Raw genomic sequence first — 24,307 nt, 5'->3', positions numbered from 1 at the left:
TAGAATGCTGGTACAACCCGAAACGGAGACACTCCAGTATCGGAATGCACAGCCCCATCACGTTTGAAGCCCTCCACACCGGGTCAGACCAAGATCACTGACCCCACACCCGACGTGTCCGGCCAACGGGGCCAAGCTCAGACAGCTTCACCATTGTCACCGGTGACCAACCGCGCGTAGCCAACACGAGCAGAACCCCTCGCGCTCGACCTCACCGCTGGACAACCCGAAGCATCGTCCCAATCCAAGTGGTGCTCGAGCGAATCAGGTGGCTCGGCCGGGACCGAAATAACAAAACCCCCGACACTCGAACAGCGGCATGAGCGGATGTTGGGACGCCGGGCGACGTCCGGCAATCGAGTTGGGCGAGACTGATAGCCGCGCACGGGCCTAGGATTCGGCACGACGCTGTCAACGGCAGCCGAATCCTGGCTTGGCTCAGTTGATGATCATGGTGAGTGTGTCAATCCCGTTGTGGTGCAAGGGAAAGCTGTAACACGCGTTCATGATCTTGAACAATGTTGCGGGCAAGCCGCTCCATCTGCTGTTCCCGCACCTGAGAAGCGTCCGCATCGATGATGTCGTCGCGACGGACAGGTTGATCCGGTTCGACGCCGCGACCTGTGGTCCTTCGGGCCGCCTGCCCGCTATGTGATCAGATGTCGAGCCGGGTGCACAGTCGCTATCAGCGCTGGCTGGCCGACCACGCCATCAGCGGCCGGGAAGTGATCATCCGGTTGCTGGTGCGCAGGTTCCGATGTCTGAATGCAGGCTGTCCACGAAGGATCTTCGCCGAGCAAGTCGATGGATTGGCCCAACGCTATCAACGCCGCAACCCTCTGCTGGCGACGCTGCCGATCAAGGTCCGACTCGCCCATGACGGCCGAGTGGGCGCCCGGATGACCCGCCACCTGGCCGCGCAGGTGTCCCGCTCAACGCTGCTGCGCTTAAGTCGTTAAGTCTGCGGAGCGCGAGATCGCGTTCACCCAGGTCCGCGAGGGCTCGCGCGGCCTGGGTTCTGGCGAACGTACCGCGCAAGCCGTAGCGCTGGCTGTGTGCAACCTGCCGGGAGACGCTGTCCCACTGCCATTCCCACAGTCGCAACAGCGTGGCTAGAGTGCAGCGCGTGGCCGCCGGCGAGGGCGTCTACTCGCCGGCGGAGACATCGCACACCGAACCGACCTCGGTGATCTCGATGCGTTGTCGTGTCATTTGTCCTCGTATTGTCCAGTATCTGTCGCGTCTGTGTTCTTTGCCCCGCGTTGTAATCGTCTCTTGACGAAGGCCGTCGACTGGGAGGGGAGCTCGTCGTGGTCGTCGATGTCCACGTTGATCGTCATAATCTTCCGCACATCGTTGCCGCTCGGGAACGGATCGAGAACCTGTGGGCGATAGGCACGGACTACTCCGCGGACATTGTCGCCGCCGCCCGTGCGAAGAATCAGATGCTGCACCTAGACCTCAACCTTACCGGGGAGTGCCAGCTCAAGTGTTTCTACTGCGACCGCACGCCGGACCGCTACAGCGATGTGCCCGGGCGAATGGAGATGTCAACCCAGCTGCGCAAAGACGTGATCAGCCAGGTGCGGGAGCTCGATGCCACCACAGTCGGGTTTCCCGGTGCCGGCGAACCCATGATCGACCCGGGTTTCTGGGAGACCGTCGAGCACATCCACGTCCTCGGCATGACCACCGTGCTGTTCGCCAGCGGCTATCACCTCGACCCCCTGTCCGTCTGGCGGCTGTACGAGCTCGGTGCGACCGTGTTCCTCAAGCACAATTCGGATGACCCGCGCCTGCAGGAAAAGATGGTCGGAGTAAAGGGCTACGCCGAGCGGGCGAACCGGGGGCCCTTGAACTGCTCGTCGAGCAGGGCTTCAACCGGACCATGCCCACCCGCATGGCGCTCGACATGGTGGTCACGCCCCATTTCCAGGACCTCCACATGGGGGCCAGATCTTCCTCTGGTGCCGGGACGCCACAACTACATCATGACGTTGATCCCGGAGGGGGATGGCCGACCACAAGACCGTGCTGTTCGAGAAGCAACGCGCCCAGGAGCTCGTGGAGTTCGTGGCGCGGATCGACCGGGAGGAGTACGGACTCGAGTACGAGCCGTCCCGCCCGATGGGGTGGCGGGTACCGGTGCCGGCAGGTCAACGTCGGCCTGTTCGCTTGCGGGGCGAATCCGGTGCGGCAGGTGGTGGAGATCGTGCTCGGTCGTCCGGCCCCGTGGCGGCCCACCCGCGACGGTGGCACGGCGATCGTCGGCGTCTGCGGGCCGCCCGACGGCAGGGCCTTCGCCGGCATCGCCAACCTCGACGAGCTCGCCACGTCCCCCCGGGTCGACCTGGTCCGCGAGACCGGCGCGCCGGGTGCGCGGGTCCACAACCCGCCGCGGTCCAACGCCGATTTCGTCGCCTGGGTCGTGACGTCCGCCCCGACCGCGCGGCGCGCATTGGCGCAGGCCTACCAGGCCGTGGTGAAGGCACAATTCCGGTAACCCAGTCTCCGCTCGGGGATAGGGGGCGTACAGCATGCTGCGAATTCATTTCACCAGTGCGGACCTGCTGCGGGTGACCATCGCCGAGCGGTTTGATCCGCTATGGGAGGTGCTCTCCAGTCTCTATCTGCTCCAGGAGCGAGATTCTTCGCTGACGTTCGACTACTGGCGCCGGCGCACACGCTCGTTATGCCCCAGAGCGATTCCGTTGTTATTTGAGCTGGCGCCGCCAAAGGGCTACTCGCCCGACTTCCTGACTCCGGGCCGCGGGGACACCGACTTCGACACCCTGCTCGATCGGCTGCTCTCCACGCCACGGATGCGCCTGCAAGATGACCTCGCCCACCTCGCCCGGCAGCAGCCGGTGAGCGGCTGGACCCAAACGCTTGGCACGGGCGACCGGCACGCGCTGTCCCAACTCGCGAAACTCGTGTGCGCGTACCACAACGTGGGGATAACCCCATATCGGGACCAGATACACGTCTGGTTCAAGAACGACAGGGTCAGGCGGGCCGACGCGCTGCTCACGGGCGGAACGGAGCGGCTGCTTTCGTCGTTGCATCCGCGGGTGATATGGAAGCCGCCCGTGCTCCAGATCATGGACTACGGGGGTGATTTCGACTTGTATTTGCATGGTCGCGGACTGGTCCTGCTTCCGTCGCTGTTCTGCCGCCATCACCCGGTCGCACTGAGGAATGCGGACCTGCCGCCCGTGCTCGCGTATCCGATACACCCGGGAATCGCCTGGCTGCGCGATCCGGAAATCGCGACGGATCCGGCCGCGGTGCTCGGCCACACGCGCGCCGCCGCGCTGAGATCCTGCCTGTCCGAGTGCACAACCAGCGATCTGGCGCGCCGAATCGGGTTGTCCGTGCCGGCGGCGAGCCGTCAGGCATCCGCCCTCCGCGAGGCGGGTCTGATCAGCAGCCACCGCGACGGCGGATCGGTCATCCACCACATCACCGGCCTGGGCATCGCACTGCTCAACGGCCGAATCCCCGGCTGATCCGCCCGCGGCCCGAGCCATCTACCTCGGGCTTTGCCCTGCCGCGCAAAGCCTGGACGACGCTGGGCGGTTTCACCAGCCTTGGCTCATGAGCCGAGCCACGCGAGGCGGCGCGCGTGACGACTGGGTCCGCGGCGACCGAAGTCCCGATCTTGTCGTGATGAAGTTCGGCGGCTCCAGCCTTGCCGACACCACGCTCATTCGCTCCGCCGCGGCGCGGCTCGCGGCCGCACACCGGTCCGGCCGGCAGGCAGGGCCCCGGCAAAGTCGTTAGGTGATGCCGAGTAGGGCCAGTGGGCGGTTGGCGTTGCGGGCGTGGTGGCGGGTGGCGGCGGCGATGTTGGTGATGCCGGCCAGGCGCAGGGCGCCGATGGCGGCGTTGCGGAGGGTGGCTATGACTTGGGGGCCGGAGCCGGTGCGGATCTGGGAGCGGTCTTCGTCGTAGGTGACGTCGCGGACTCAATGGGTCTTGTTCTCGATCGACCAATGTCCGCGGATCCAGTCGGCGAGCTGCCACGGTTTGGCTTGGTGTGTTTGGAGATCGGTGATGGCGTAGACGGTTTCGGTGGTGAAGCGTCTGGGTTGGTCGAGGCGGCGTCGGCGGCGTCGGATCTGGATCGCCTGTGCCGCGTGGGGGAACTGGATGCCGGTGGCGACGGACAGGATCTTCAGGGTGCGGATCTCGCGGCGACCGTGTCCGCGGTTGGTGTCCCGGTCGGCTTCGGGCGCGTGCTGCCAGAGTAGGCCGGCCAGTTGCTGGTGCAGGATGGGCTGGTTGCCTTTGACGGTCAGGATCCAGTGTGCGCCACGGCCGGTGAGGTAGGCGACGTGGTCGCGCTGGCAGTGCAACGCGTCGGCGGTGACGACGACGCCGCGTAGGTCACCGATCTGGTCGAGCAGGGTGTCGAAGCGGGTGATTTCGTTGGTTTTGCTGTCGACATCGGTGGAAGCCAACACGACACCGGTGGCTTGGTCGGCGGCGGCCAGGACGTGCCGGGCCGCGGCGGTGCGCGAGCGTGAGCCGCGCATTGTCTTGCCGTCCAATGCGATCGCCTGCCTGGACCCCGGCTCGGGTGCGGGTGTGCGGGCGGCCAGCCATCTGCCGATTGTTGCGGCGAGCAGGTCCGGGTCGACGGTCTGTAGGAGTCTGCGGATCATCGATTCGGACGGTCGCCGGTCGGGATCGATCCCCAGCAGCATCGCGGTGTCGGCGGGCAGGTCCGCGACCCATTCGGCGATCGCGGTGTAGGAGCGGCAGCCGGCCACGACCGCGCAGACGGCTGCGGTGATCACCACGGTGAGGCGGTGGCGGATCCCGCGCCGCGCGCGTGGATCGGGTACGTCGGCCAGCGCGGCCGGCAGGTCAGCGGACACCTCTGCCGGGCCGAGTCCGGTTGGGTCCAGTCCGGCCGGTAGGTGCGACAACGAGGCGATCAGGGATGATGGCGACGCGGGCATGACTCACTTCGGAAGATGATCAACGGGTCTGGGAACCTCGATGATCTTCCGAACCAGTCATGCCGCCCTGCTACCTCCAGCACCGGCGCGTCTACACCAACCACCTCAACCCGGACACCAACTACGACTTTGCCGGGGCCCTGGGCCGGCAGGTGGTCGCGGTGGTGTCGGCAACGGGATCGACAACGGACGAACTGATCCGGCGCGCCCACCGGGTCTCCGCCACTCCGGCCGCCCGCGAGCTCGACCTGTTGATGGCCACCGGTGAACTGGCCAGCGCGGCCCTGATGGCGATGGCAGTACGCGAGCTTGGCGTGCCGGCATCGGCGCTTCCCGGCTGGCAGGCGGGTATCCACACGCACGGCCCGTACGGCGTCGCGCGGGCCAGGGCGGTGCGACCGGATCAGCTTCTGCAGCGGCTGTGCCGGCCCGAGGTGGTCGTGGTGGCCGGATGCCAGGGCGTCGACCGCGACGGTGACGTCACCACTCTGGGACGCGGTGGATCGGACGCCACGGCCGTGCTGCTCGCGGCCGCGCTCGGGGCTCCGCACTGTGAGATCTACACCGACGTCGACGGTGTGTGCGTGGCCGACCCGCGTGTGGTGCCCGGTGCGCGGCGGTTGGCGGTCGTCAGCTATCCGGACCTGATCCGCATCGCCGAGGCGGGCGCCGCCGTGATGCAACTCCGGGCGGCCCGCATGGCCCGCGATTTCGGTGTGCCGCTGCACGTGCGGTCGAGCTTCCACGACGAGGGCGGCACCTGGGTCCGCGCCCGGCCGGCGCGGAAGCCGACCGGGCCGTGCTGTGCATCGCGCACCGGCGGCTGGAATCCATGGGCGCCGGCCAGACATCGATCACCGTGCTCAACGGCCGGTCGCCCGGACCCGAGCTGGATGTCCCGGTACGGGTGGCGCTGAGCACTCGCGGCCTTCCAGTCCGATCGCTGCGGTCCGCGCGGGACCGGATCGTTGTTCAGGTGGACAGCGCGAACGCGGATTCCGCCGTGCGAACTCTCCATGAGCACCTTGTCGACAAGCCACTCACCAACGGCCGTTTCCTGAAGGGTGTGCCCGATGAACTTGAGGTCCATGACTCTCGATACGGAGTTGCGGCCCCCTGACCCGACGACGTTCACCGGTTTCCTGGTCGACCGGGATTCCGCGGTGGCCGGCTACCTGGCGGCCGAGGAGGAGCGTCAACGGTCGCAGCTGGAATTGATCGCGCCCAAGAACTACATGAGCCGGGCGGTCTATGAAGCGCACTCATCGATTGCCTGCCTGACGTCGATAGAAGGGTATCCGGGCCGGCGCATGCATGCCGGCATGATCAACTTGGATCACATCGAACGGTTGGCGATCGAGCGTGCGGGTGAGCTGTTCGACTGCCGGTACGCCAATGTTCAGCCCCATTCTGGGACGCAGGCGAACCAGGCCGTGTTCTTCGCGCTGCTCGAACCGGGGGACGCGGTGTTGAGCCTGGCGTTGAAGGCCGGCGGGCACCTAAGCCACGGCCTTCGCTCGAACGTATCCGGCCGGTGGTTCCGCGTGGCGTCCTACGGTCTGCGTGCCGAGACCGGCCTCATCGACTATGACGAGGTCGAAGGGCTCGCGCGGCGCATCCGGCCACGGCTCATCATTACCGGCGGCTCGTCGTACCCGCGCTCGATCGACTTCGCCCGGTTACGCGCGATCGCGGATTCCGTGCGGGCGTACCTGCTGGTCGACATGGCCCATATCGCCGGCCTGGTGGCCGCCGGTGTGTACGCCAGCCCTTTTCCCACGCCCACGTGGTCACCACGACAACGAACAAGAACCTGCGGGGCTGCCGAGGCGGGTTGATCCTGTCCGACGATCCCGAACTCGGTGAGCGGCTGGACGCCGCGGTGTTCCCGGGAATTCAGGGTGGCCCGTTGCCGGAGCTCATCTGCGCGAAGGCGGTCACGTTCGGAGAGGCCCTGCGGCCTGAGTTCGCCGACTACGCGGCGGCCGTTCTCGAGAATGCCAGAACATTGAGCCGCGTCCTGCGCAACCGTGGTTACGACATCGTCACCGGAGGCACCGACACCCCGCTGGTTCTCGTCGACCTGCGTGGCCGAGGCACGCCCGGCCACATTGCCGAGCGAAGCCTTGAGGCGGTCGGCATCACCTGTAACCGAAATCTCGTGCCCGGCGACACCCGCGGCCCGGCCACCACGTCTGGATTGCGATTCGGCACCTCCGCGGTCACCACGCGCGGCATGTCCACCCGCGAGCTGGAAACCGTCGCCGATGCGATCGCCGACGTCCTCGACGGGCTCGAGCGGAATAGCGACAGCGCCGTGAATGGCCGTGCCGTTCGGCGGGTTGTCAGCGACCTGGCGGCGGCCTTCCCGATCTACTCTCCTCATCCCGCGTCGCGGAGCTGACATGGGTGGCACGATTCTCGTGGTCGACACCAACAGCGCCGGCAACGGCACAGAGGCGATGCGGCTGGCCAAGACCATGGGTTTCCGCACGCATTTTCTGTGCCGACAGCCGAGCGAATACGACCACCACGAGGTCAACCCGGTCCACGTCGCCGACGAGGTGTCGGTGGTGGAGACGTTCGACCCGATCAGCATGTTACGCGTCGTCGCGGGCCGGACAGACTATGCTGCGGTGCTCGCCTTTGATGAGCTGCGCGTGGTACAGGCCGCACTGGTCGCCCAGTATCTCGGTCTGGCCCATCACCCACCCGTCTCCGCGCTGCTGCGCGTCCGCTACAAGGATCAATGGCGGCAGGCGCTGGAGGGAACCCGGTGGGAGGTCGCCTATTCGACCGTTGGGTTGTCCGCCGAGTCCTGCCCGCTCGCGTACCCGTGCGTCGTGAAACCGGTGGACGAGGCCGCCGGGGTCGGCGTCACGATGTGCCGTGATGAAGCGGATTTCGGCCACGCGATGCGCCGCCTGCGAGCCGTGACCGGCCGGCCGAACGGCCGTGGTTATCGGCTGCTGCCGCTTGGGATCGTCGAGGAGGTCCTGCCCGGCGAGGAGTTCAGCGCGGAGCTGGTGTGGAGCGCCGCCCGGGAGGACTGGGAGCTGATCGGGTTCACCACCAAGGAACTATTCCGCGGCCGATTTCCGGTGGAGGTCGGCCATGTCTTTCCCCACCGCTTCGAGCCGTCGTTCGCCGAGCACATTCTGGCCGAGCTGCGTGCCTGCCTGCACACCATTGGCCTGCGCCACACCCTGGTCCACGCCGAGTTCCGGGTGCACCAAGGAAAGGTGTTCCTGATCGAGATCAACCCCCGGCCGGCCGGCAACCGGATCCACGATCTCGTCGGATATGTCCTCGGGATCGGTCTCGTGGACCTGCACCTCGCCGCTCACCTGGGAGAGGCCGACGCCCTGCTGCGCCAGGCGCGGCCGCACGGGTGTGCGGGTATCCGGTTTCTGCTACCGGAACGCGCCGGCACCGTCTCCCGCATCGACGTGACCGCCGAGGACGACGACCCCATGGTCGACGTGCGGGTCGCGAGCACGCCCCGGACGGTCGGCGCCGAGCTGAGCAACGAGTCGTACCTCGGCCACGTCCTAGCCAAGGGGTGGGACCGCGACGATGTCGATCGCGTGCTGTCCCGGCACATCACCCGGATTCGACCCCGCTACATGGACGCCGTGACCACGGCATCGCCCGGCGCCTAGCCCCATGTCCGCCGGGAGGTTCCGCTACCGCGACAGCTTGCGGCCGCCGCGCGGGGCCGGGCCGCTGATCATCTCCGATCTGTTCAACACCATCGGGACCGCGCTGTTCGTCACCGGCTACACGTTGTTCCTCACCCGCGGGGTCGGCCTGTCGATCGTCCAGACCTCGGTCCTGTTGACGGTCGCCGGCGTGCTCAGCCTGATCACGACGCTCCCCTTGGGACACCTGGCCGACCGGCTCGGTCCACGCGAGGTCAGCGTCGCGCTGCTGGCCCTGCGCGCCGCCGCGACCCTCGGGCTGGTGCTCTGGCCCACCGTCCCGGTCCTGTACGTGTGCACGGCCCTGGTTCAGATCGGTGATCGCGGATTGCACGCGGCCCTCGGGGCGCTCACTGCGGCCATCGGGGGCCGGGCGCGGGTGCGGCTGCAGGCATATCTGAGATCTGCCACCAACGTCGGGCTCACCACCGGCAGCCTGCTGGCCACCCCGTTTCTGGCCGCCGGCAGCTACGGCGCGTACGTCACGCTGCTGATGTTGCACGCCGGCGTCGTCGCGGCCGCGGCGCTGGTGTTGCTGCGCACCGCGCGGGTGCCCCCGGTGCGCGTCGAAAACCGCAAGAGCATCCTGACCGCCACAAAAGATCGGCGTTATCTGGCGGTCACCGGGCTGCACGGCGTGCTCGCCCTGCAGTACGAGGTGCTCGCCTACGCGCTACCGCTGTGGATCGTCTACGGCACGGACGCACCGCATTGGCTCATCTCGGTTCTGTTCGCCACCAGTGCCGTGCTCGTCGCGGTCCTGCAGGTTCCCATGGCCAACGCGGCGGCCACGGTCACCGCCGCGGCCGTGCTCGGCCGGCGATCCGGCGCCGTTTTCCTGGTGAGTACGGCGTTGTTCGGTAGTGCGCATTTCACACACGCCGGCGTGACCGTCGCGGTGCTGTACGCTGCCGTGCTCGTGCACACGCTCGGCGAGCTGTGGCAGGCGGCGTCCTCGTTCGCACTAAGTTTCGAGCTGGCCGATGAGGACGCCCATGGGCAGTATCAGGCCATGTTCGCCCTGGGGCGGGGCGTCGAACGTGCGGTGGCCCCGGTACTGCTGGGGGAGCTGTGCCTGCGTTGGGCCCGCCGGGGTGGATTCTGCTCGGCGCCATCCTGTTTGTGGCCGGGCACCGGTTGCCGGCCACGGTGGCGCGCGGGCCCAAACAGCGACTCCCCAGCGTGGAAGGGGCGTGATATGCACGGTGTCATGGCGCTCATGGGCGACCTCCGCGTCGAGTTGGTCCGCACGATCAATGATGTGGATCCCGCGGCCTGGAACGGCCTGTCCGGCGCGAGCTCGTTCTACCTGTCGCATGACTGGTTGGGCTATGTCGAAGGAAACGCCGGCGCCGACGTCTACTATCTGCTCGTCCGGTCGCACGGGCAGTTGGCCGGTGCGCTTCCGCTGTACCTCGTGCGGCATGAGTCCAATGTGGACTATATGGCCGGGCGCATCTTCTCCGACGGGCTGCCCGGCCGGTTCCTGCTGGCCGGAACGCGGCGGGGATATGTCAACGAGGTGCTCGTCGATCCCACCCTCGACGAGAGCAGGACGGGCGCCGTTCTCGCCACCCTGCTGGACGCCGCCGGATCACTGGCCGGCGGGCTTGGCCTCGATGGCGTGCTGTTCCTGTATCTGAGCGGGCACGCCGCCTCGGCACTGCACCATGCCGATCCGACCACGAGGCCGCTGCTGCACGGCGTCGACACCGCGATACCGGTCGTCGGCGAGCGGTTCGAGGACTACCTGTGCTGGCTCGGCTCGCGGCGCGCGTACCAGGTGCGCAAGGAGATGCGGATCTTTGCCGAGGCGGGCTACGAGGTGGGTGTCGAGCGACTTGGCGACTGCTGGTACGAGTCCGGCCCGCTGGTGGCGAACGTGCAGCAGCGCTACGGCCACGACGAGGACGCGGCGGCGTGCCGGGAATCGCTGCGCGCCCAGGCCGATCGGCTCGATCCGCACAGCGTGGTCTTCACCGCGCGCCGGCGCGGAGCACTTGTCGCGCTGTCCCTGTTCTATGCGTGGCGAAAGACGTTGCACGGGCGTCTCGTCGGGTTTGACTACCAGGCTCTTACGAATTCGGGGGAGTATTTCAATCTGCTTTTCTATCAACCGCTGATCTGGGCCTATCTGCACCGGTTTCGGTGTGTCCATCTCGGCCGCGAGTCGTACCCGGCCAAGCTCGGCCGGGGCGCCCGGCCGCGATCCCTCTTTGCGGTCGCGGTGCCCGGTGCTGAGCCGGCCGGCGGCTGGTTGCGTTGGAATGCCGGCCGGTTCGCCGAGTGGGCGGACACGGTGGGCGGCGACGGCCTCGACGTGCCCCGGCACTGGCGAGCGGTTGCTAGGCCGGGCGGGTGAGCAGGGCGATAGGGAGGACGCGGCCGGCTTTCGTTCGTACTTGGCGAAGAAGGGCGCGCGGGCGAGCACCACGTCGTGCCAGAGCCGGTCGCGCTCGGCACTGTCGGGGACCGCGGAGTCAGCACGTGCTCCTCATGTCCAATGTGAACAGTCACCCGCGGCGCGGCCTGGATGTGCGGCTGAGATGGGCTGCGTGACCGCTATCGGCGGAGTGCGGGCCTTGGTGGAGTCCGGCCTGCCGGTTGAGGTGGTGTTCGATGCCTCGGACGCGGACTGCCACGCCGAGCACTGGTCATGTCTGCCCACAGGGACGATCCTGACACCCGCTCAACTCGGAACGATGGTCGTGCCCACCGTCAACGGCGGCCAAGCGGTGATCCCCCTGCTACATGCCATCGCCCAGGGGATTCACGATCGACTATGTCGAGGTCGTCTGTACCGCGGCGAGCGCCAGCGCCGGCCGGGCGACGCGGCGGAACCTGGACCATTACCTGGAGACGACGGAGGCCGCGCTTCGCGCCTTCACCGGCGCGGCGGAGGTGAAGGTGCTGGCCAATCTCAGCCCGGCCACACCTGCGCCACCGTTTCGGTTGGTCATCACGGCGCTGGTGCGCGGCGCCGAACCAGACCCGATCCGGGCGGCGGTCCACGCGGCGGCCGGGCCGGTGCGGCCGTTCGCTCCTGGCTTCGCGGTCCCCTCCGTCACGGTGGCCAAGGGTCGGGGTAGGCGTCGGCGTCGAGGTGACCGCCGAAGGCGGCCGCATCCGTAGTACGCGGGGAACCTCGACCTCATCAACGCGGCTGCCGTGCAGCTGACCGAGCAGCGTGCGGTCGCCGGCACACGGAGGAGCACACGGCATGTCTGCCCTCATGACTGGGCCGGGTGACCGGTGGATCCAGGAGGAAGCCGAGCGCCTGTGCCTGGCGGAGCGTCACCGACGGCCGTGGAGTTGCTAAGTCGACGTCGGCCGGGGCTGACGCTGACGGACGCCTACCGCGTGCAGTGGTGCTGGGCGGCGCTACGCGTCGACGACGGTGCCCACGTGGTGGGCCCCAAGGTGGGTTGGCCTCCGAGGCCATGCGGCGGCCGATCGGCATCGACGGGCGTTGCCGAATTCCTAGCCGCCGACGCCTGCGGTCTCCCCGTCCTCGCCGGCCCGGTCGAAGCCACCACCCTCGGCAACGCCCTGATCCAAACCCGCGCCTCAGGCGCCGTCCCCGACGACCTCGCCTCCCTGCGCGCCCTGATACGCACCACACAACCCACCCACCGCTACGAACCCGCGCCAACCCAGCCGCATGGTCATCAGCGGCCGCCCGACTGCACACCTGAACGGCTGCGGTGCGCGGATCGGCAACGGGTGTGCGCGCGCCGTCAACCGTGTGACGGCTTGTTTCCGGCATGGTCGGTTGCGGTTGGTATGCCCCGATCGGTCGGTGGAGGAGTCGGCAATGACATCAGCGAAGACAATCGAGGCTCAGGGAAGTATCCCGAGGCCTAGGATCCCGTTGCCCATGATCTATATCCGGGACCGGATCCAGATCACCAAAGAGTTCCTGTCCGAGCTTCAACTCGAGATCAAACACCGGCTCGACTCGAACATGCTGGAGGTCGGGAAACCGCTGTACTTCATCGCCAGGGAGATCGTGCACGACAGCAACGTCACCCTGGCGGTTTCCGGATTTCCACTGATCCTCATCGCCGACGTGTATGACGGCAAGGGCGGCGGGATCAAGACCACACCGGCGCAGCCCGGCACGGCCGGCGTCACCGGAAAGGTCGGTACACCGGGCAGGGCGAACTGGGATGCGACGAAGAGCACGCCCGGTGGTCCCGGCCAGCCGGGCGGGAACGGCGGCGCGGGCGGCGCCGGATCTCCGATTACCCTGCTGGCCCAGGAGGTCCGCAATGTCCACCTGACCTCCGCCGGCGCCGCGGGTGGAGCTGGTGGCGCCGGGGGCGCCGGGGGCCGGGGCGACGATGGCGCGGAGAGCCCGAAGTCGGACGCCGTCATGGACCCCACCAAGGGCGGTAACGGTGGGCTCGGAGGAAATGGTGGCACCGGCGGTGCGGGTGCCGCGATCGTCGTGAAGTTCATGACGGCAACCGGGTTGGGGCTCGACGCCGGCGGCGGACCCGCTGGCGTCGCCGGCGCCGCCGGATCCGGCGGCTCGGGCGGCGGCTGGATCAGCAAACCCGGTGGTCCGCCCGCCGCGAACGGAAAGCCCGGAACTCCGGGGAAGCCGGGGCAGGCCGGGAAGGCCGGCACGATCACCAGCACCAAGTTGACCGTCGACAACTGGTGGGCGCAGCTGAAGTCCACGCTCGACTCGGACCGGTGCTTCCGGTGGGCCGACTACCGGGTCCGCGTTGGCGATCACCTGTTCCGGTCGTACTCCCCGCTCGCGAAGAACAACCGGGTCTACGCCCGGCGGGAGTTCGCCTCGGCGCTGCGCCTGGTACCGGACCACGCCAGGGCCACGCAGCTGCTGTCCTTCTTGGACAGCGGACTCACGCCCATCGGCGTGGGATACCAGCACGATCTGCGGCCGGACTTTTCGTACTACGAGGATTTCATCACCGACTACGCCGGGGAGCGGGATCACCTGTTCGACGTCACGCTGGCGCTTCTGCTGCACATCAAGGGAACCGGCAACAAGAAGGATGTGCTCGAGACCCAGATCGGGCACGCGGAAGGGATGCTCCTCTCAGTGCAGGCCGATCTGCAGCTGGCGCAGCACGAAGCCGAGCAGGCTCAGGCGCAGTACGAGTTCGCGACCAAGCAGCTTGCCGCGATCGGCGAGAAGATCAAGCAGATCAAGGCCGACCGGCGGGCGGCGGCGATGGACCTGGGCGGGTTCTGGACCACCGTCGGCGCCGCGATCGGTGCCATCGCGGCCATCGCGGCGGCAGCTTACTCGGGCGGCACGTCGATCGCCGCCTACATGGCCCTGCTCGGGATCGCGGCGCGCGAGGCGAGCGTGTATCAGGACGGCACGACCGACGTGGTCGACCTCAGCAATCCGTTCGATCCGAAGCTGACCCAGCACGGCAAGGCCGTGACCGGGGCGCTGAGCGATGCCATCAAGAAGACCAAGGACTTCATCGACAAGGCCAAGGCGTTGGAGGAGCTCGCCGCCGCCAAGGTCGACGATGAGTTCGACACGGCCGAGCGCCAGTTGCTCGCCCAGCAGATCGAGGCGGCCTTCCAAGTCAATATGCGCGGTCTCGACGTCGAGCAGGCCGCGCTGGCGGTGCGCAGTGCCGAGCAGAAAGTCAACACATACCAGGCTGATCTGCACCTGCTGAAGAACCTCGGCGGCGCCTGGGAGCAGGACATGCGCGAGCTGGGCAGGGCCGCGCGCGGGCTGCTCCGCCAATTCCAGGCCTATGTAGACTTTTTCACCGAGTACGGCTTCCGGCTCACCCGCGCCTACGATCTCTACACGCTGGCCGCCCCTCCGCAGGCGCCGAGCTTCCGGTTCGACTACGGCCATGTCGCACCCGACCTGGAGGAGAACACCTTCGCGGCACTCGAACGCGGCGATGACGGCCGGGTCACCCCTCTGCTCAAGGATTACCTGGCGTCGCTGGCGCAGCTACAGCCGGTGTTGCTGCGCGTGGCCTACGACTCGTACTGGAGCACCCTCAGCGAGGCCGACTGGATCTGGACCAGCACCGACCCGACGGTGCTCGCCAGCCTGAAGAGCTCGGGAACCGCGTCGTTCCCGGTATCGCTGGCCGGACTGCCGGACGACCACACCGAGTTGAAGATCGTCCGGGTCGAGCTCGCGCTGATCGGCGCCACGACGAAGGCGAACCACACCTGGGTCCCGATCACGCTGCAGCACGGTGGCGATGCCACGAACCGGCGGCAGGACAAGACACTTGTCCACGTGACGGCACCATCCCGCGCCAACAGCGTGTCGGCCACCACGGCGCCCACCGATCTGGATCAGCTCGACAACCCGGACAAGCAGCAGTTCTGGGGTCGCAGCCCGATCACCACGTGGCGGATCGACATCACTCAGCAGGCGGCGGCCAACGCCGGCTTGGACCTCTCTGGATTGTCCCAGGTAGATATCGCGATCCGGTACAAGTACCGCAACCCGACCGCGGCCAAGATCAAGAAGTGAGCCCACGACGGGGCTCACTATGTGGCGGCGGCGATAGGTATTGCTCCTATCTCACCTAGGTGACCAGGCAGGTCAATGAGCCGAACGCTTTCCTGCTCACGAGGATCCGTTCGCGCCATGAGGGCGACCATGGGCATGGTGCCGCGGTTGACCGGGATGTGCGGAACATTGGCGGGGATGTAGAGGCAGTCACCTTTCCGCATGAGGACGTGCTCGCGTAGACGGTCGCCGTACCAGACATCGACCTGTCCGGAAATGACGGCCACGGCGGATTCGTGTCCGGCATGCACGTGAGCCTGCGCCCGGGAGCCCGCTGGGAGGTGAGAAAGTGAACCATTTTCATCCTGATGCGGATGTGTTGGTGGGCAAGGCTTCCTGCTGATCACAGGTTGATGATCATCGGCGCGTCGGCGCCGGATGTGGTGAAGCCCCTGGTAGCAAAGCTATCGACTAAGATCGTTCTGCATCACCAGGGGCTTCACGTGTTGTTCTACCGTGCCGCGCTGCCGTTGTCACATCGGACCCTGACCTTCACCTCCGGCCTGATCCGCGCTCATCGTCGAGAGATCGGCTCGGTGTGGCGGGCGCTCAACCCGGGCCAGCAAGCCCTGCTGGTGCTGGTGTATCTGCGCAAAGGGGAACCGTTCGCCGAAGTCGGCGCCGGGTTCGGAGTGTCCACCACGACCTGTTGGCGGTATGTGAACGAGGCGGTGGAACTGCTGGCGGCGCGGGCGCCCAAGCTGCGGGAGGCGCTACGGCAGGCCAACCGCCAGGGCATGGCCTACGTGATCATCGATGGCACGCTGATCCCGGTCGACCGCATCGCCGCCGATCGCCCGTTCTACTCTGGCAAGCACAAGCTGCACGGGATGAACCTGCAGGTCATCGCCTCGCCGGACGGGACGATCCTGTGGGTATCCGGTCCGTTGCCCGGCAGCACCCATAACACCGCCGCCGCCCGGATCTGGAACATCCTCGCCGCGCTGCGCGACGCCGGCCTCATCGCCCTGGGTGACAAGGGCTACCACGGCTACGACGCCACCAGCCACCACGTGATCACCCCGTACAAGGGCCGCAACAAGCCACAGTCCCAGACCGACGCCAACCGGGCCCACGCCCGGCTGCGTGGACCCGGCGAACGTGCCAACGCCCAACTCAAGACCTGGCGCGTGCTCCGCAAGCTACGCTGCTGCCCCCACCGCGCCGGCCGACTGGCCAAAGCCATCCACGTGCTACAGAACCACGAAGTCACCACCGGATGAAAGGGCTCAGTGGGGCAAGACGGTATGGCGGAGTTGGCGACGGAAGGCCCTCGACGGTAACCACCTACCAGCGAAAACACGACATGCCGCCGTATGCGGCCTTCCGCCAGGTGAGCCGTCGGTGACGGGCTCCGGAGAGCTTCCGTCGAGCCCAGCGGCAGCTCCGCTGCACCGGGACCATGGCGCCTTCCGGCTGCCACACCTTGACATCGAGTCCGGGCCTGTTGGGCAACGGGGCAGTTCGCCGACGCGGCCGGGGGTGGAAGATCAATCTCGTCCGGCAATTAGCGATCATTTCCCTGCCGCCCGTCGGTGCGCGGCGTTCACAGGTCCTAGGTATAGTCGAGAGATGAGTTGTCCGGCAGCGTAGCGAAGTTGTCAATTGCTGGACAATTATCAACCGGCCCTCCTGCTATTGATCAACCGGGACGTTTGATCTAGGAGGCTGAGATGGGACGCCCGGAGCGCCCGGTGGACCCGGACGCCGGTCCGTTGCAAAGATTTGCTTACGAGCTACGGCAGTTGCGCCGACACGCAGGTAACCCGAGCTACCGGCAGATGGCCCGACGTGCGCATTATTCGGTCACCGCATTGTCCGAAGCGGCCGGCGGCGAGAAGCTGCCCACCTGGCAGGTAACGCGGGCCTATGTCGAGGCATGTAACGGGAACCGGGACGAATGGGAATCTCGTTGGCTGGCTGTGCAGTCGGCGCTGGAGAAAAACGGAGAAGGAACCGGCGAAGGCGATTCCGCGGAGTCGGTCGAGAATGCGCCGTACCGCGGCCTTGAGTCCTATCAGCCCGACGAGGCCGAATGGTACTTCGGGCGTGAGCGGCTGGTCGAAGAGCTGGTGACGCGGCTGCGCCACGCGCCGTTCCTGGCCGTGTTCGGCGCCTCGGGAAGTGGAAAGTCCTCGCTGTTGCGCGCCGGGCTCCTGCCGGCTGTGCGGGCCGGCAGGTTGCCCGGAAGCCAGGACTGGCCGACGGTGCTGATGACGCCCGGCCCGCACCCGCTGGCGGAATTGGCCATCCAGGTGGCTTCACTCCAAGGAATCTCCCCCGGTTCGCTGCACAATGATCTCGCTACCGAACCCGGCACCCTGGATCTCGCGCTCCGGCAGACACTGATCACCAGCTCATCGGCGGCCCGGGCACTGGTGATCGTGGATCAGTTCGAGGAGCTGTTCACCCTCTGCTCGGATCCCAACGAGCGGGCCCGGTTCGTCGAAGCCCTGCTCGGCACCGCCACGAGCCCCAGCGGACGGACCCGGGTCGTGCTCGGTGTTCGGGCCGACTTCTACGGGCGGTGCGCGGATTACCCGGCGCTGGTCGACGCGTTGCGCGATCATCAGGTGCTGATCGGCCCGATGAGCCGGGACGAGTTGCAGCGGGCGATCGTCGAACCGGCGTCGCGGGCGGGTCTGCGGGTCGAGCCGGCGCTGGTGCACCTCATCCTGGCCGAGGTGCAGGGCCGGCCCGGCGCGTTGCCGTTGCTGTCGCACGCGTTGCTGGAGACCTGGCGGCGCCGCCGGGGCAACACCCTGACCGTGGCCGACTACCAGACCGCCGGGGGTGTCCAGGGCGCGATCGGGCGCACGGCCGAGCAGAGTTATCAGCCGCTAAGCCCCGAGCAGCGGCGCATCGCCCGGAACATGTTCGTGCGCCTGACCGCGCTCGGAGAGTCCACTGAGGACACAAGTAGGCCGGTCTACAGGTCGGAGCTGCTCACCGGTCCCGACCGAGAAGAGGCGCAGCAGGTGCTCAATCGCCTGGCTCAGGCTCGCCTGCTCACAGTGGGTGCGCAGATCGTGGAGGTCGCGCATGAGGCGCTGATCAGAGAATGGTCGAGGCTGCGCGGCTGGCTCACCGAGGATCGCGAGGGCCTGCGCCTGCATCGCCGCCTGACCGAGGCAGCGACCGAATGGCAGGCGAACGGCCGCGACGACGGCTTCCTCTACCGCGGAGCTCGCCTGGCGGCCTGGCAGGACCGTCCTCTCAATGGCCTCAACGACCTGGAACAGGCCTTCCTCGCCGCCAGCCGGCAACGGCAACTCCGGGACCACGCCGCCCGGCGCCGCCGAGTTCGCCTCACGGTCGGCGGCCTGAGCCTGGCGCTGGTCGCGATCAGCGTCCTGGCCCTACTCGCCGTGGTCCAGCGCAACCGGGCCGATGATCAACGCGATGTGGCGCTGTCGCGGCAATTGGCGACCAGTTCTGCGGCGCAACTGTCCATCGATCCGGAGCTGAGTCTGTTGCTGGCGCGGCAGGCGTTCGCGATCGAGCCCACCGCGGAGGCCGAAACCGCGCTACGGCAAGCGGTTTTCGACTCTCGCGTCCGGGTCACACTGCGCGGCCACGACGGCCCGGTCTGGGCCGTGGAATACAGCCCCGACGGTCGCCGCCTGGCCACCGCCGGCAACGACGGCACGGTCCGCGTCTGGGATGTCGACGCGGCCCATGCATCCGCCGTCCTGCGTGGCCAGGACGTCCCGATGACGGCGGTGGCGTTCAGCCCGGACGGGCGACGGCTGGCCGCGGGCGACACCGACAGCGTCGTGTGGCTCTGGGACCTCGCCACGGCCGAACCAGTGATGTTGCGCGGCCACCGGGACACCGTGCGGGATGTCACGTTCAGCCCCGATGGCCGACTGCTGGCCAGCGCCAGCGACGACGGCACCGTACGCGCGTGGGACGGCCTGACCGGCACCGCCGTATCGGAGCTTCGCGGCCATACCGGTGCGGTCGGCGCGGTCGCGTTCAGCCACGATGGGCGTCGCATGGCCAGCGGCGGCGACCACACCGTGCGGATCTGGGAACCCGGCCGGGCGGAACCGGTGGTGCTGCGCGGCCACGACGCCGGGTTGCACGGTGTGGCGTTCGCGCCCGATGGCCGGGTGGCCAGCGCCAGCGACGACGGCACGGTGCGGATCTGGGACCAGACCGGCACCGGCCAACCGGTGGTGCTGCTCGGCCACGACCGACCGGCCGGCAGCGTGGCGTTCAGCCCGGACGGGCGGCGGGTGGTCAGCGGCGGTGACGACAACGCCGTCCGGGTATGGGATTCGACCGGTGCGGGCCGGCCGGTGGTGCTGCTCGGCCACAACGGCCCGGTCCGGGGTGTCGCGTTCGGTCCCGACGGGAAACGGTGGTCAGCGTCGGCGACGATGGCACGGTGCGGATCTGGGAGCCCACCGGCCCGGGCGGTGCGGTGGAGTTGCGCGGTCACGAGGCGTCGGTCGGCGGAGGATTCGCCTTCAGCCCCGACAGCAGCCGGGTCGTCAGCGGCAGCGACGACCGCACGGTGCGGATTTGGGACTGTGTCAAAGGCAGCGGCCTTGGCGTGCTGCGCGGACATACCGGCGCGGTGTACGCGGCCGCGTTCAGCCCGGACGGGCGGTGGGTGGCCAGCGCCAGCGACGATCGGACGGTCCGGGTGTGGGACCTGATGGGCGTCCACGCGCCGCTGGTGTTGAGCGGACACGAGCTGACGGTCTTCGACGTCGGGTTCAGCCGGGACGGTCGGGCGCTGGTCACGGCGAGCGGTGATAGGACGGTGCGCGTCTGGGACGCCGCCACCGGAGCCATGCTGGCCATACTGCGGGGTCATACCGGCCCGGTCTACGAGGCCGAGTTCAGCCCGGACGGGCGGCGGGTGGTCAGCGGCGGTGAGGACACAACCGTGCGGATATGGGACCCGGCCACCGGTCAACAGCTGGTGGAGCTGCGCGGCCACCGCGCACCGGTGGGCGCAGTGGCCTTCAGCCCCGACGGGCGGCGGCTCGCCAGCGGCGGGTACGACGGCACCGTGCGGATCTGGGAGCCGAACCCAGCGCACCAGCCCATGCTGCTGCGCGGCCACGGTGGTCCGGTGCCGGGAGTGACCTTCAGCCCGGACGGGCGCTGGGTCGCCAGTGCCAGCGTGGACGGCACCGAGCGCATCTGGGATTCCCGGCACGGGACCGCCGCCCTGGTTGTCCGCGGCCACAGCGGTCCGGTGCACGGGATCGCCGTCAGTCCCGACGGCCAGCGGGTGGCCAGCGCCGGTGTTGACGGCACCGTACGCGTGTGGCTGTGCGAGATCTGCATCCCGATCGAACAGGTTCTCGTGCTCGCCGAGCAGCGCAGTACCCGCGAGTTGACCGTCGAGGAGCGCGAGGTCTTCCTCCACCAGCGGTGAGCCGGATTGTTTGTTGTTCATTGTCCAGCGGCGGATATAGGCGCTGGACAACCCGCCGAAACCTACCGTCACGGCTTGACGTACACGGCATGGGAGGCGGGAATGCGAAAGGCGCGACCGGCTGTAGTGGCAGCGGTGGGCTTGGCTTTCGGCGTCGTGGGACCGGTTGCTTCAGGGCAGGCGATCACGAGCACGTGCGGGCCTGCGGAGCTGACCGATGTGAGCCACGTACGGGGTGAGCCGCACTACGACGCGGGAACTCCGGTGTTCACCGACATCTGGGTCAGCCCCGCCGGCAACAGCGGGACATCCCGATCGACGCCCCTGGCCACCGTTGCTGAGGCATGGCGGCGGATTCCCACCGGGACGCTGTCCCGGGCCAACCGGATCCGGCTCCTCGCCGGCACCTACACCGGGCAGAACCGCTCCTCCACTCCCTACCCCGGCGCCTTCTAACCCCGACATCACACCGATGTGACCCGCGTGCCGGCGAGTCGCACCGAATCCGCTCGCCCATTACCGGTCAAACGCGGCGACGCCGCGTGTCCACCACACCCCGAAAGGAAGTCTCATGCTACGACGACGTTCTCCCCTCGCCGTTGTCCTTGCCACCGCAATGAGCATCGGGTCGCTCGGTGCCACCGCAGGCACCGATCCACCCAACTCGATCGCCGGCAATCCAGTATACGACCACGTACGGCACTACCTCGACTGGACGGTTCCGTTTTCCCGCGGTCTGACCGCGTCGATGGTGTCCATCCAGCCGGCGACCGGACCCGACGGTGCCCAGACCTCCGGTATCGCAAGCTACGCGGAAGGTTTCCTGGCAGAGCCGAGCAACAGCCCGAACAAAGTCAACGGAACCCTCAGCCAATACTTCAACGACCGGCGCTACTCCACGTCGTCCTACCCCTTTGACCCTGCCCGGCGCGACTCACTCGGCCTGCACATCACAGCCGACCCGACCACCCAATCCGTCACGGTCACGCTCGTCGCGCTGAGCTGGGGAGGCGGCTCGCAGAGCCTCACGAACCTGCGAATCGAGGACGGGGTCTTGGTCGGCGACGGCGCCAGCGCGGGCGGCCAGACACCAAGCGCCCTTTATGCCGTGAGCCTCGGCACCATGACGATTCCGGGGTGAGCGCGCATGCATAGGGAAATCGGAGAAGGAACAACACGAAAGGAAATTGTCAGCATGTTCACAACCAAACGGAGGCGGGCCAGCCGGTTCCGCATGTACGCGATCGCCGCCGGGATCACGCTGGCCGTTGTCTCCGCCGAGGCGGCATCCGCGTCCACCGGCGCAGCGGACAACGCCACCCCGAGCGCTCCGCCGGCCACCGCGGCGACCGCGGTCACACCGCCAACGGCGCCGACACCGGCGACCGCAGGCTACTACCGGATCATCAACAAGGCGTCCGGCAAGTGCCTGACTCCGTGGGGATCCGGTGACGGCACGGCCATCACCCAGGTGACCTGCGACGGCGGCGCGAGCCAGTGGTGGCTGCTCGACCCCGGTTCAGTCGGGCCGATCTCCAACTACGCCACGGGCAAGTGCCTCGACCTGTTCGGTAACGGCAGCGGCGACGCCCAGCTGGTCTTCACCTGGACGTGCTACGGGGCCAACAGCCAGACCTGGAAGCCGGTGAACGGCGGCGGCCAGTACTACGAGCTGCACCCGTACTACACCGACAAGTGCCTGGACCTGGCGAACGGCAGCGGCAACGACGGCGCCATCATCCAACAGTGGGGTTGCCACATCCTCAACGACAACCAGAACTGGTGGATCGGCTGACCATCACCGCCAACGGAGTCCCCCGCCAACGGCAACACCGGACGACGGGGGACTCCGGTCTGCTCACCGCTCAGCCGCACGACGGCCAGTCCTTCCCGGGGCTTGGATCTTCCCCGGACCCAGGTTCGGCCCTCGTTCTCATCTTCGATCCGTTCAATAAGGTTAGCTGGGCTCGTGCATTGCCGGCCAGCAGTTGGAAACTGCTCAATGTAGCCTGGCGAGCCTTACAAGGAAGGTCGTCACGACGCCGCTCGGCGTAACACCCACCGGAACGTCGATCGCACTACGGAGTCGCATCTGAAGGCGACCTTCCGTGCTCCGGCGGGCAACCGAAGAACCTTGCCCCTGGTGTCAACGATACTCGGCTGGGTCCGCCGCTGGTTGTAGTAGTCCCGTCCGCTGTATCGCCCGCCGGCGCCCAGGTCGGATCGCTGCCAGGACCGATCGTCTCGGACAAGTTGGCCACCGCGATGCATGTGGGCCCACTTCGCCGAGGCCGGCGCGGGCCGGCTGCTGCTGTGCCGGGTATTCGAAACCCGCAGCCTGCTCGACCCCATCCGCACCGCGGTGCCCGGCGCCGACATCACGGTCGTCCGGCTCCGAGCGCCGCTGAACGTTCTGCAAGCTCGCATCCGATCCCAAGAGGCCGGCCGGGATCCCCAGTGGTACCTCGACCCCACCACCGACCTGATCAACAAGCTCGAGCAAACCGGCGTAGACGACCACGTGGTCGATAACCATGATCGTCCCATCGCTGACGGCAGCCGAGGTGCTCCGCGTGACCGGATGGCTACAACCACCCAACGCACCCCGCACACCCAGGACCCCAACTTGACAGTGCAGAGAATCCGGAGGACCCCACAGACCGCAGAAATCCATCGCGGATCTCAGCCAGACAGATCTCGGTCGGTACCCGGCTTCAACGTGTCGCCGCGAGTTGAACACATTCCTCTCGGCATGAGCGCGTTTGTGGGCGAAGAACCTGTGGTCGAAGCAGTCGCCGCCACGTCCGCCGCAGGGGCGCCGCAATGACCGGGCCGGTGCCCGCGAGGCGCTGGTCCGCGCCATGGACACGGCCAGCACCTGCGGCGCCGCCAGGCTGGCCGACCTGGCCCGCGCCGAGCTGGTCGCCGCCAGCGGGAAGCCCGTCGGACCCGATCGTCCGGAGTGGACGCACTGACCCCGACCGAGCTGCGCGTCGCCACCATGGCAGCCGCGGGCAGCACCAACAAGCAGATCGCCCAAGCCATGTTCCTGACCATCAAGACGGTCGAAAGCCACCTCAGCCAGACCTACCAGAAGCTGTGCATCACCGGCCGCACCGACCTGGCCGCGGCCCTGGACCCCCAGACAGGCAGCCAGCGTTAGGCCCCACCAGCACGAAGCCGGCGGTAGTCGCTGGGTGAGATTCCGTACGTGCTACGGAAAAGGCGGCTGAAGTGGGCATTGTCGGTGAAGCCCCATCGGCTGGCGATCGCGTGGATGGGATGGGACCCGTTAACGGGATCGCCCAGGTCCCGGTGGCAACGCGCGAGGCGCTGGTGGCGTATCCAGGCAGCGACGGTCAGGTCCTGGGTTCGGAACAGTTTGTGCAGATATCGCGTGGAAATGTAGTGGGCCGCGGCAATCATGTCCGGGGACAGGTCGGGGTCGCCGAGCCGTTCCCGCATGAACGTGAGTATCCGCAGCAGCAGTGCCTGATCGCGGGTTTCCGGTGGCAGCGCGTCCGCGCGGTCCAGCTCGTGCGCAAGTAGCGCCGCCGCCAGGTCCACCGTGCAGGTGGCCAGGCCGGTAGCATCGCCGCCGCGGTATTCGGCGGTAGGTTTGACCAGCTCCCTGAGGTACCCGGCGACCAGGGTCCGCATACCATCCTGAATGGACAGTCGGCGGCCGGCGAGCGCCCCCCGC

The 24,307-nt window shown here is 67.7% G+C and carries 20 protein-coding genes and 3 pseudogenes; 19 read left to right on the top strand and 4 right to left on the bottom strand.

Annotated features, from left to right (window positions below):
- Window positions 1–505 precede the first annotated feature (505 nt).
- Window positions 506–655 carry a hypothetical protein gene (locus VGX25_RS19240; protein ID WP_326919209.1) on the top strand — a complete coding sequence of 50 codons (150 nt, stop codon included), beginning with the start codon at window positions 506–508 and terminating at the stop codon, window positions 653–655.
- Between the two features lie 4 nt (window positions 656–659).
- Window positions 660–959: a hypothetical protein gene (locus VGX25_RS19235; protein WP_326919208.1), complete on the top strand. Its 300-nt coding sequence runs from the start codon at window positions 660–662 to the stop codon at window positions 957–959.
- A 249-nt stretch (window positions 960–1,208) separates the two neighbouring features.
- On the opposite strand, the gene VGX25_RS19230 is transcribed toward VGX25_RS19235, so the two are convergent.
- Entirely contained in the window at window positions 1,209–1,454 is a 246-nt protein-coding gene (locus tag VGX25_RS19230) for a hypothetical protein (RefSeq protein WP_326919207.1), read from the bottom strand.
- Window positions 1,455–2,191: 737 nt separating this feature from the next.
- Between VGX25_RS19230 and VGX25_RS19225 the strand changes: the two genes are divergently transcribed.
- Window positions 2,192–2,503, top strand: a complete 312-nt coding sequence (locus VGX25_RS19225) for a hypothetical protein (protein ID WP_326919206.1) — start codon at window positions 2,192–2,194, stop codon at window positions 2,501–2,503.
- A 34-nt stretch (window positions 2,504–2,537) separates the two neighbouring features.
- Entirely contained in the window at window positions 2,538–3,509 is a 972-nt protein-coding gene (locus tag VGX25_RS19220) for a winged helix-turn-helix domain-containing protein (RefSeq protein ID WP_326919205.1), read from the top strand.
- A 459-nt stretch (window positions 3,510–3,968) separates the two neighbouring features.
- On the opposite strand, the gene VGX25_RS19215 is transcribed toward VGX25_RS19220, so the two are convergent.
- Window positions 3,969–4,802: an ISAs1 family transposase gene (locus VGX25_RS19215; RefSeq protein ID WP_326919211.1), complete on the bottom strand. Its 834-nt coding sequence runs from the start codon at window positions 4,800–4,802 to the stop codon at window positions 3,969–3,971.
- Window positions 4,803–5,026: 224 nt separating this feature from the next.
- Here VGX25_RS19215 and VGX25_RS19210 point away from each other — a divergent pair, with 224 nt between their 5' ends.
- The 6 genes and pseudogenes from VGX25_RS19210 (at window position 5,027) to VGX25_RS19180 (ending at window position 15,167) form a co-directional block, all read left to right on the top strand.
- Window positions 5,027–5,884: a hypothetical protein gene (locus VGX25_RS19210; protein ID WP_326919204.1), complete on the top strand. Its 858-nt coding sequence runs from the start codon at window positions 5,027–5,029 to the stop codon at window positions 5,882–5,884.
- A gap of 171 nt (window positions 5,885–6,055) precedes the next feature.
- Window positions 6,056–7,371 (top strand): annotated as a pseudogene (glyA, locus tag VGX25_RS35725) (serine hydroxymethyltransferase).
- Window position 7,372: 1 nt separating this feature from the next.
- Window positions 7,373–8,629 (top strand): ATP-grasp domain-containing protein, encoded by a 1,257-nt coding sequence (locus VGX25_RS19195; RefSeq protein ID WP_326919201.1) that lies wholly within the window; start codon window positions 7,373–7,375, stop codon window positions 8,627–8,629.
- 4 nt (window positions 8,630–8,633) lie between these two features.
- Entirely contained in the window at window positions 8,634–11,030 is a 2,397-nt protein-coding gene (locus VGX25_RS19190) for an MFS transporter (RefSeq protein WP_326919200.1), read from the top strand.
- Window positions 11,031–11,419: 389 nt separating this feature from the next.
- The gene (locus VGX25_RS19185; RefSeq protein WP_326919199.1) at window positions 11,420–11,800 is read left to right on the top strand and encodes a hypothetical protein; all 381 of its coding nucleotides are present in this window, start codon (window positions 11,420–11,422) and stop codon (window positions 11,798–11,800) included.
- A 745-nt stretch (window positions 11,801–12,545) separates the two neighbouring features.
- Window positions 12,546–15,167, top strand: coding sequence for a collagen-like protein (locus VGX25_RS19180; protein WP_326919198.1), 2,622 nt, complete (start codon window positions 12,546–12,548; stop codon window positions 15,165–15,167).
- Window positions 15,168–15,184: 17 nt separating this feature from the next.
- On the opposite strand, the gene VGX25_RS35720 is transcribed toward VGX25_RS19180, so the two are convergent.
- On the bottom strand, window positions 15,185–15,553 hold the full coding sequence (locus VGX25_RS35720; RefSeq protein WP_414635874.1) for a cupin domain-containing protein: 369 nt from the start codon (window positions 15,551–15,553) through the stop codon (window positions 15,185–15,187).
- Window positions 15,554–15,649: 96 nt separating this feature from the next.
- Between VGX25_RS35720 and VGX25_RS19175 the strand changes: the two genes are divergently transcribed.
- The 9 genes and pseudogenes from VGX25_RS19175 (at window position 15,650) to VGX25_RS19140 (ending at window position 23,767) form a co-directional block, all read left to right on the top strand.
- Window positions 15,650–16,429 (top strand): transposase family protein, encoded by a 780-nt coding sequence (locus VGX25_RS19175; RefSeq protein WP_326919210.1) that lies wholly within the window; start codon window positions 15,650–15,652, stop codon window positions 16,427–16,429.
- A gap of 450 nt (window positions 16,430–16,879) precedes the next feature.
- Window positions 16,880–19,477 (top strand): annotated as a pseudogene (locus VGX25_RS19170) (NACHT and WD repeat domain-containing protein); the annotation flags it as partial.
- Window positions 19,478–19,482: 5 nt separating this feature from the next.
- A pseudogene (locus tag VGX25_RS35715) lies at window positions 19,483–19,695 on the top strand (hypothetical protein); the annotation flags it as partial.
- Between the two features lie 72 nt (window positions 19,696–19,767).
- The gene (locus tag VGX25_RS19165; protein WP_326919196.1) at window positions 19,768–20,604 is read left to right on the top strand and encodes a WD40 repeat domain-containing protein; all 837 of its coding nucleotides are present in this window, start codon (window positions 19,768–19,770) and stop codon (window positions 20,602–20,604) included.
- A gap of 219 nt (window positions 20,605–20,823) precedes the next feature.
- Window positions 20,824–21,060 carry a hypothetical protein gene (locus VGX25_RS19160; RefSeq protein ID WP_326919195.1) on the top strand — a complete coding sequence of 79 codons (237 nt, stop codon included), beginning with the start codon at window positions 20,824–20,826 and terminating at the stop codon, window positions 21,058–21,060.
- Window positions 21,061–21,175: 115 nt separating this feature from the next.
- Window positions 21,176–21,745: a hypothetical protein gene (locus VGX25_RS19155; RefSeq protein ID WP_326919194.1), complete on the top strand. Its 570-nt coding sequence runs from the start codon at window positions 21,176–21,178 to the stop codon at window positions 21,743–21,745.
- A 54-nt stretch (window positions 21,746–21,799) separates the two neighbouring features.
- Window positions 21,800–22,399 (top strand): RICIN domain-containing protein, encoded by a 600-nt coding sequence (locus VGX25_RS19150; RefSeq protein WP_326919193.1) that lies wholly within the window; start codon window positions 21,800–21,802, stop codon window positions 22,397–22,399.
- Between the two features lie 474 nt (window positions 22,400–22,873).
- Window positions 22,874–23,431: a hypothetical protein gene (locus VGX25_RS19145; protein ID WP_326919192.1), complete on the top strand. Its 558-nt coding sequence runs from the start codon at window positions 22,874–22,876 to the stop codon at window positions 23,429–23,431.
- 135 nt (window positions 23,432–23,566) lie between these two features.
- Window positions 23,567–23,767, top strand: coding sequence for a helix-turn-helix transcriptional regulator (locus VGX25_RS19140; RefSeq protein WP_326919191.1), 201 nt, complete (start codon window positions 23,567–23,569; stop codon window positions 23,765–23,767).
- Here the strand turns inward: VGX25_RS19140 and VGX25_RS19135 are convergent.
- On the bottom strand, window positions 23,764–24,307 hold a 544-nt coding region (locus VGX25_RS19135), incomplete at its 5' end, for a helix-turn-helix domain-containing protein (RefSeq protein ID WP_326919190.1). The genes VGX25_RS19140 and VGX25_RS19135 overlap by 4 nt on opposite strands.

Source organism: Actinophytocola sp. (genome assembly GCF_035942955.1).
In the GTDB taxonomy this organism is placed as follows: domain Bacteria; phylum Actinomycetota; class Actinomycetes; order Mycobacteriales; family Pseudonocardiaceae; genus DASYTH01.
This window is presented reverse-complemented; position numbering and strand designations above follow the sequence as displayed.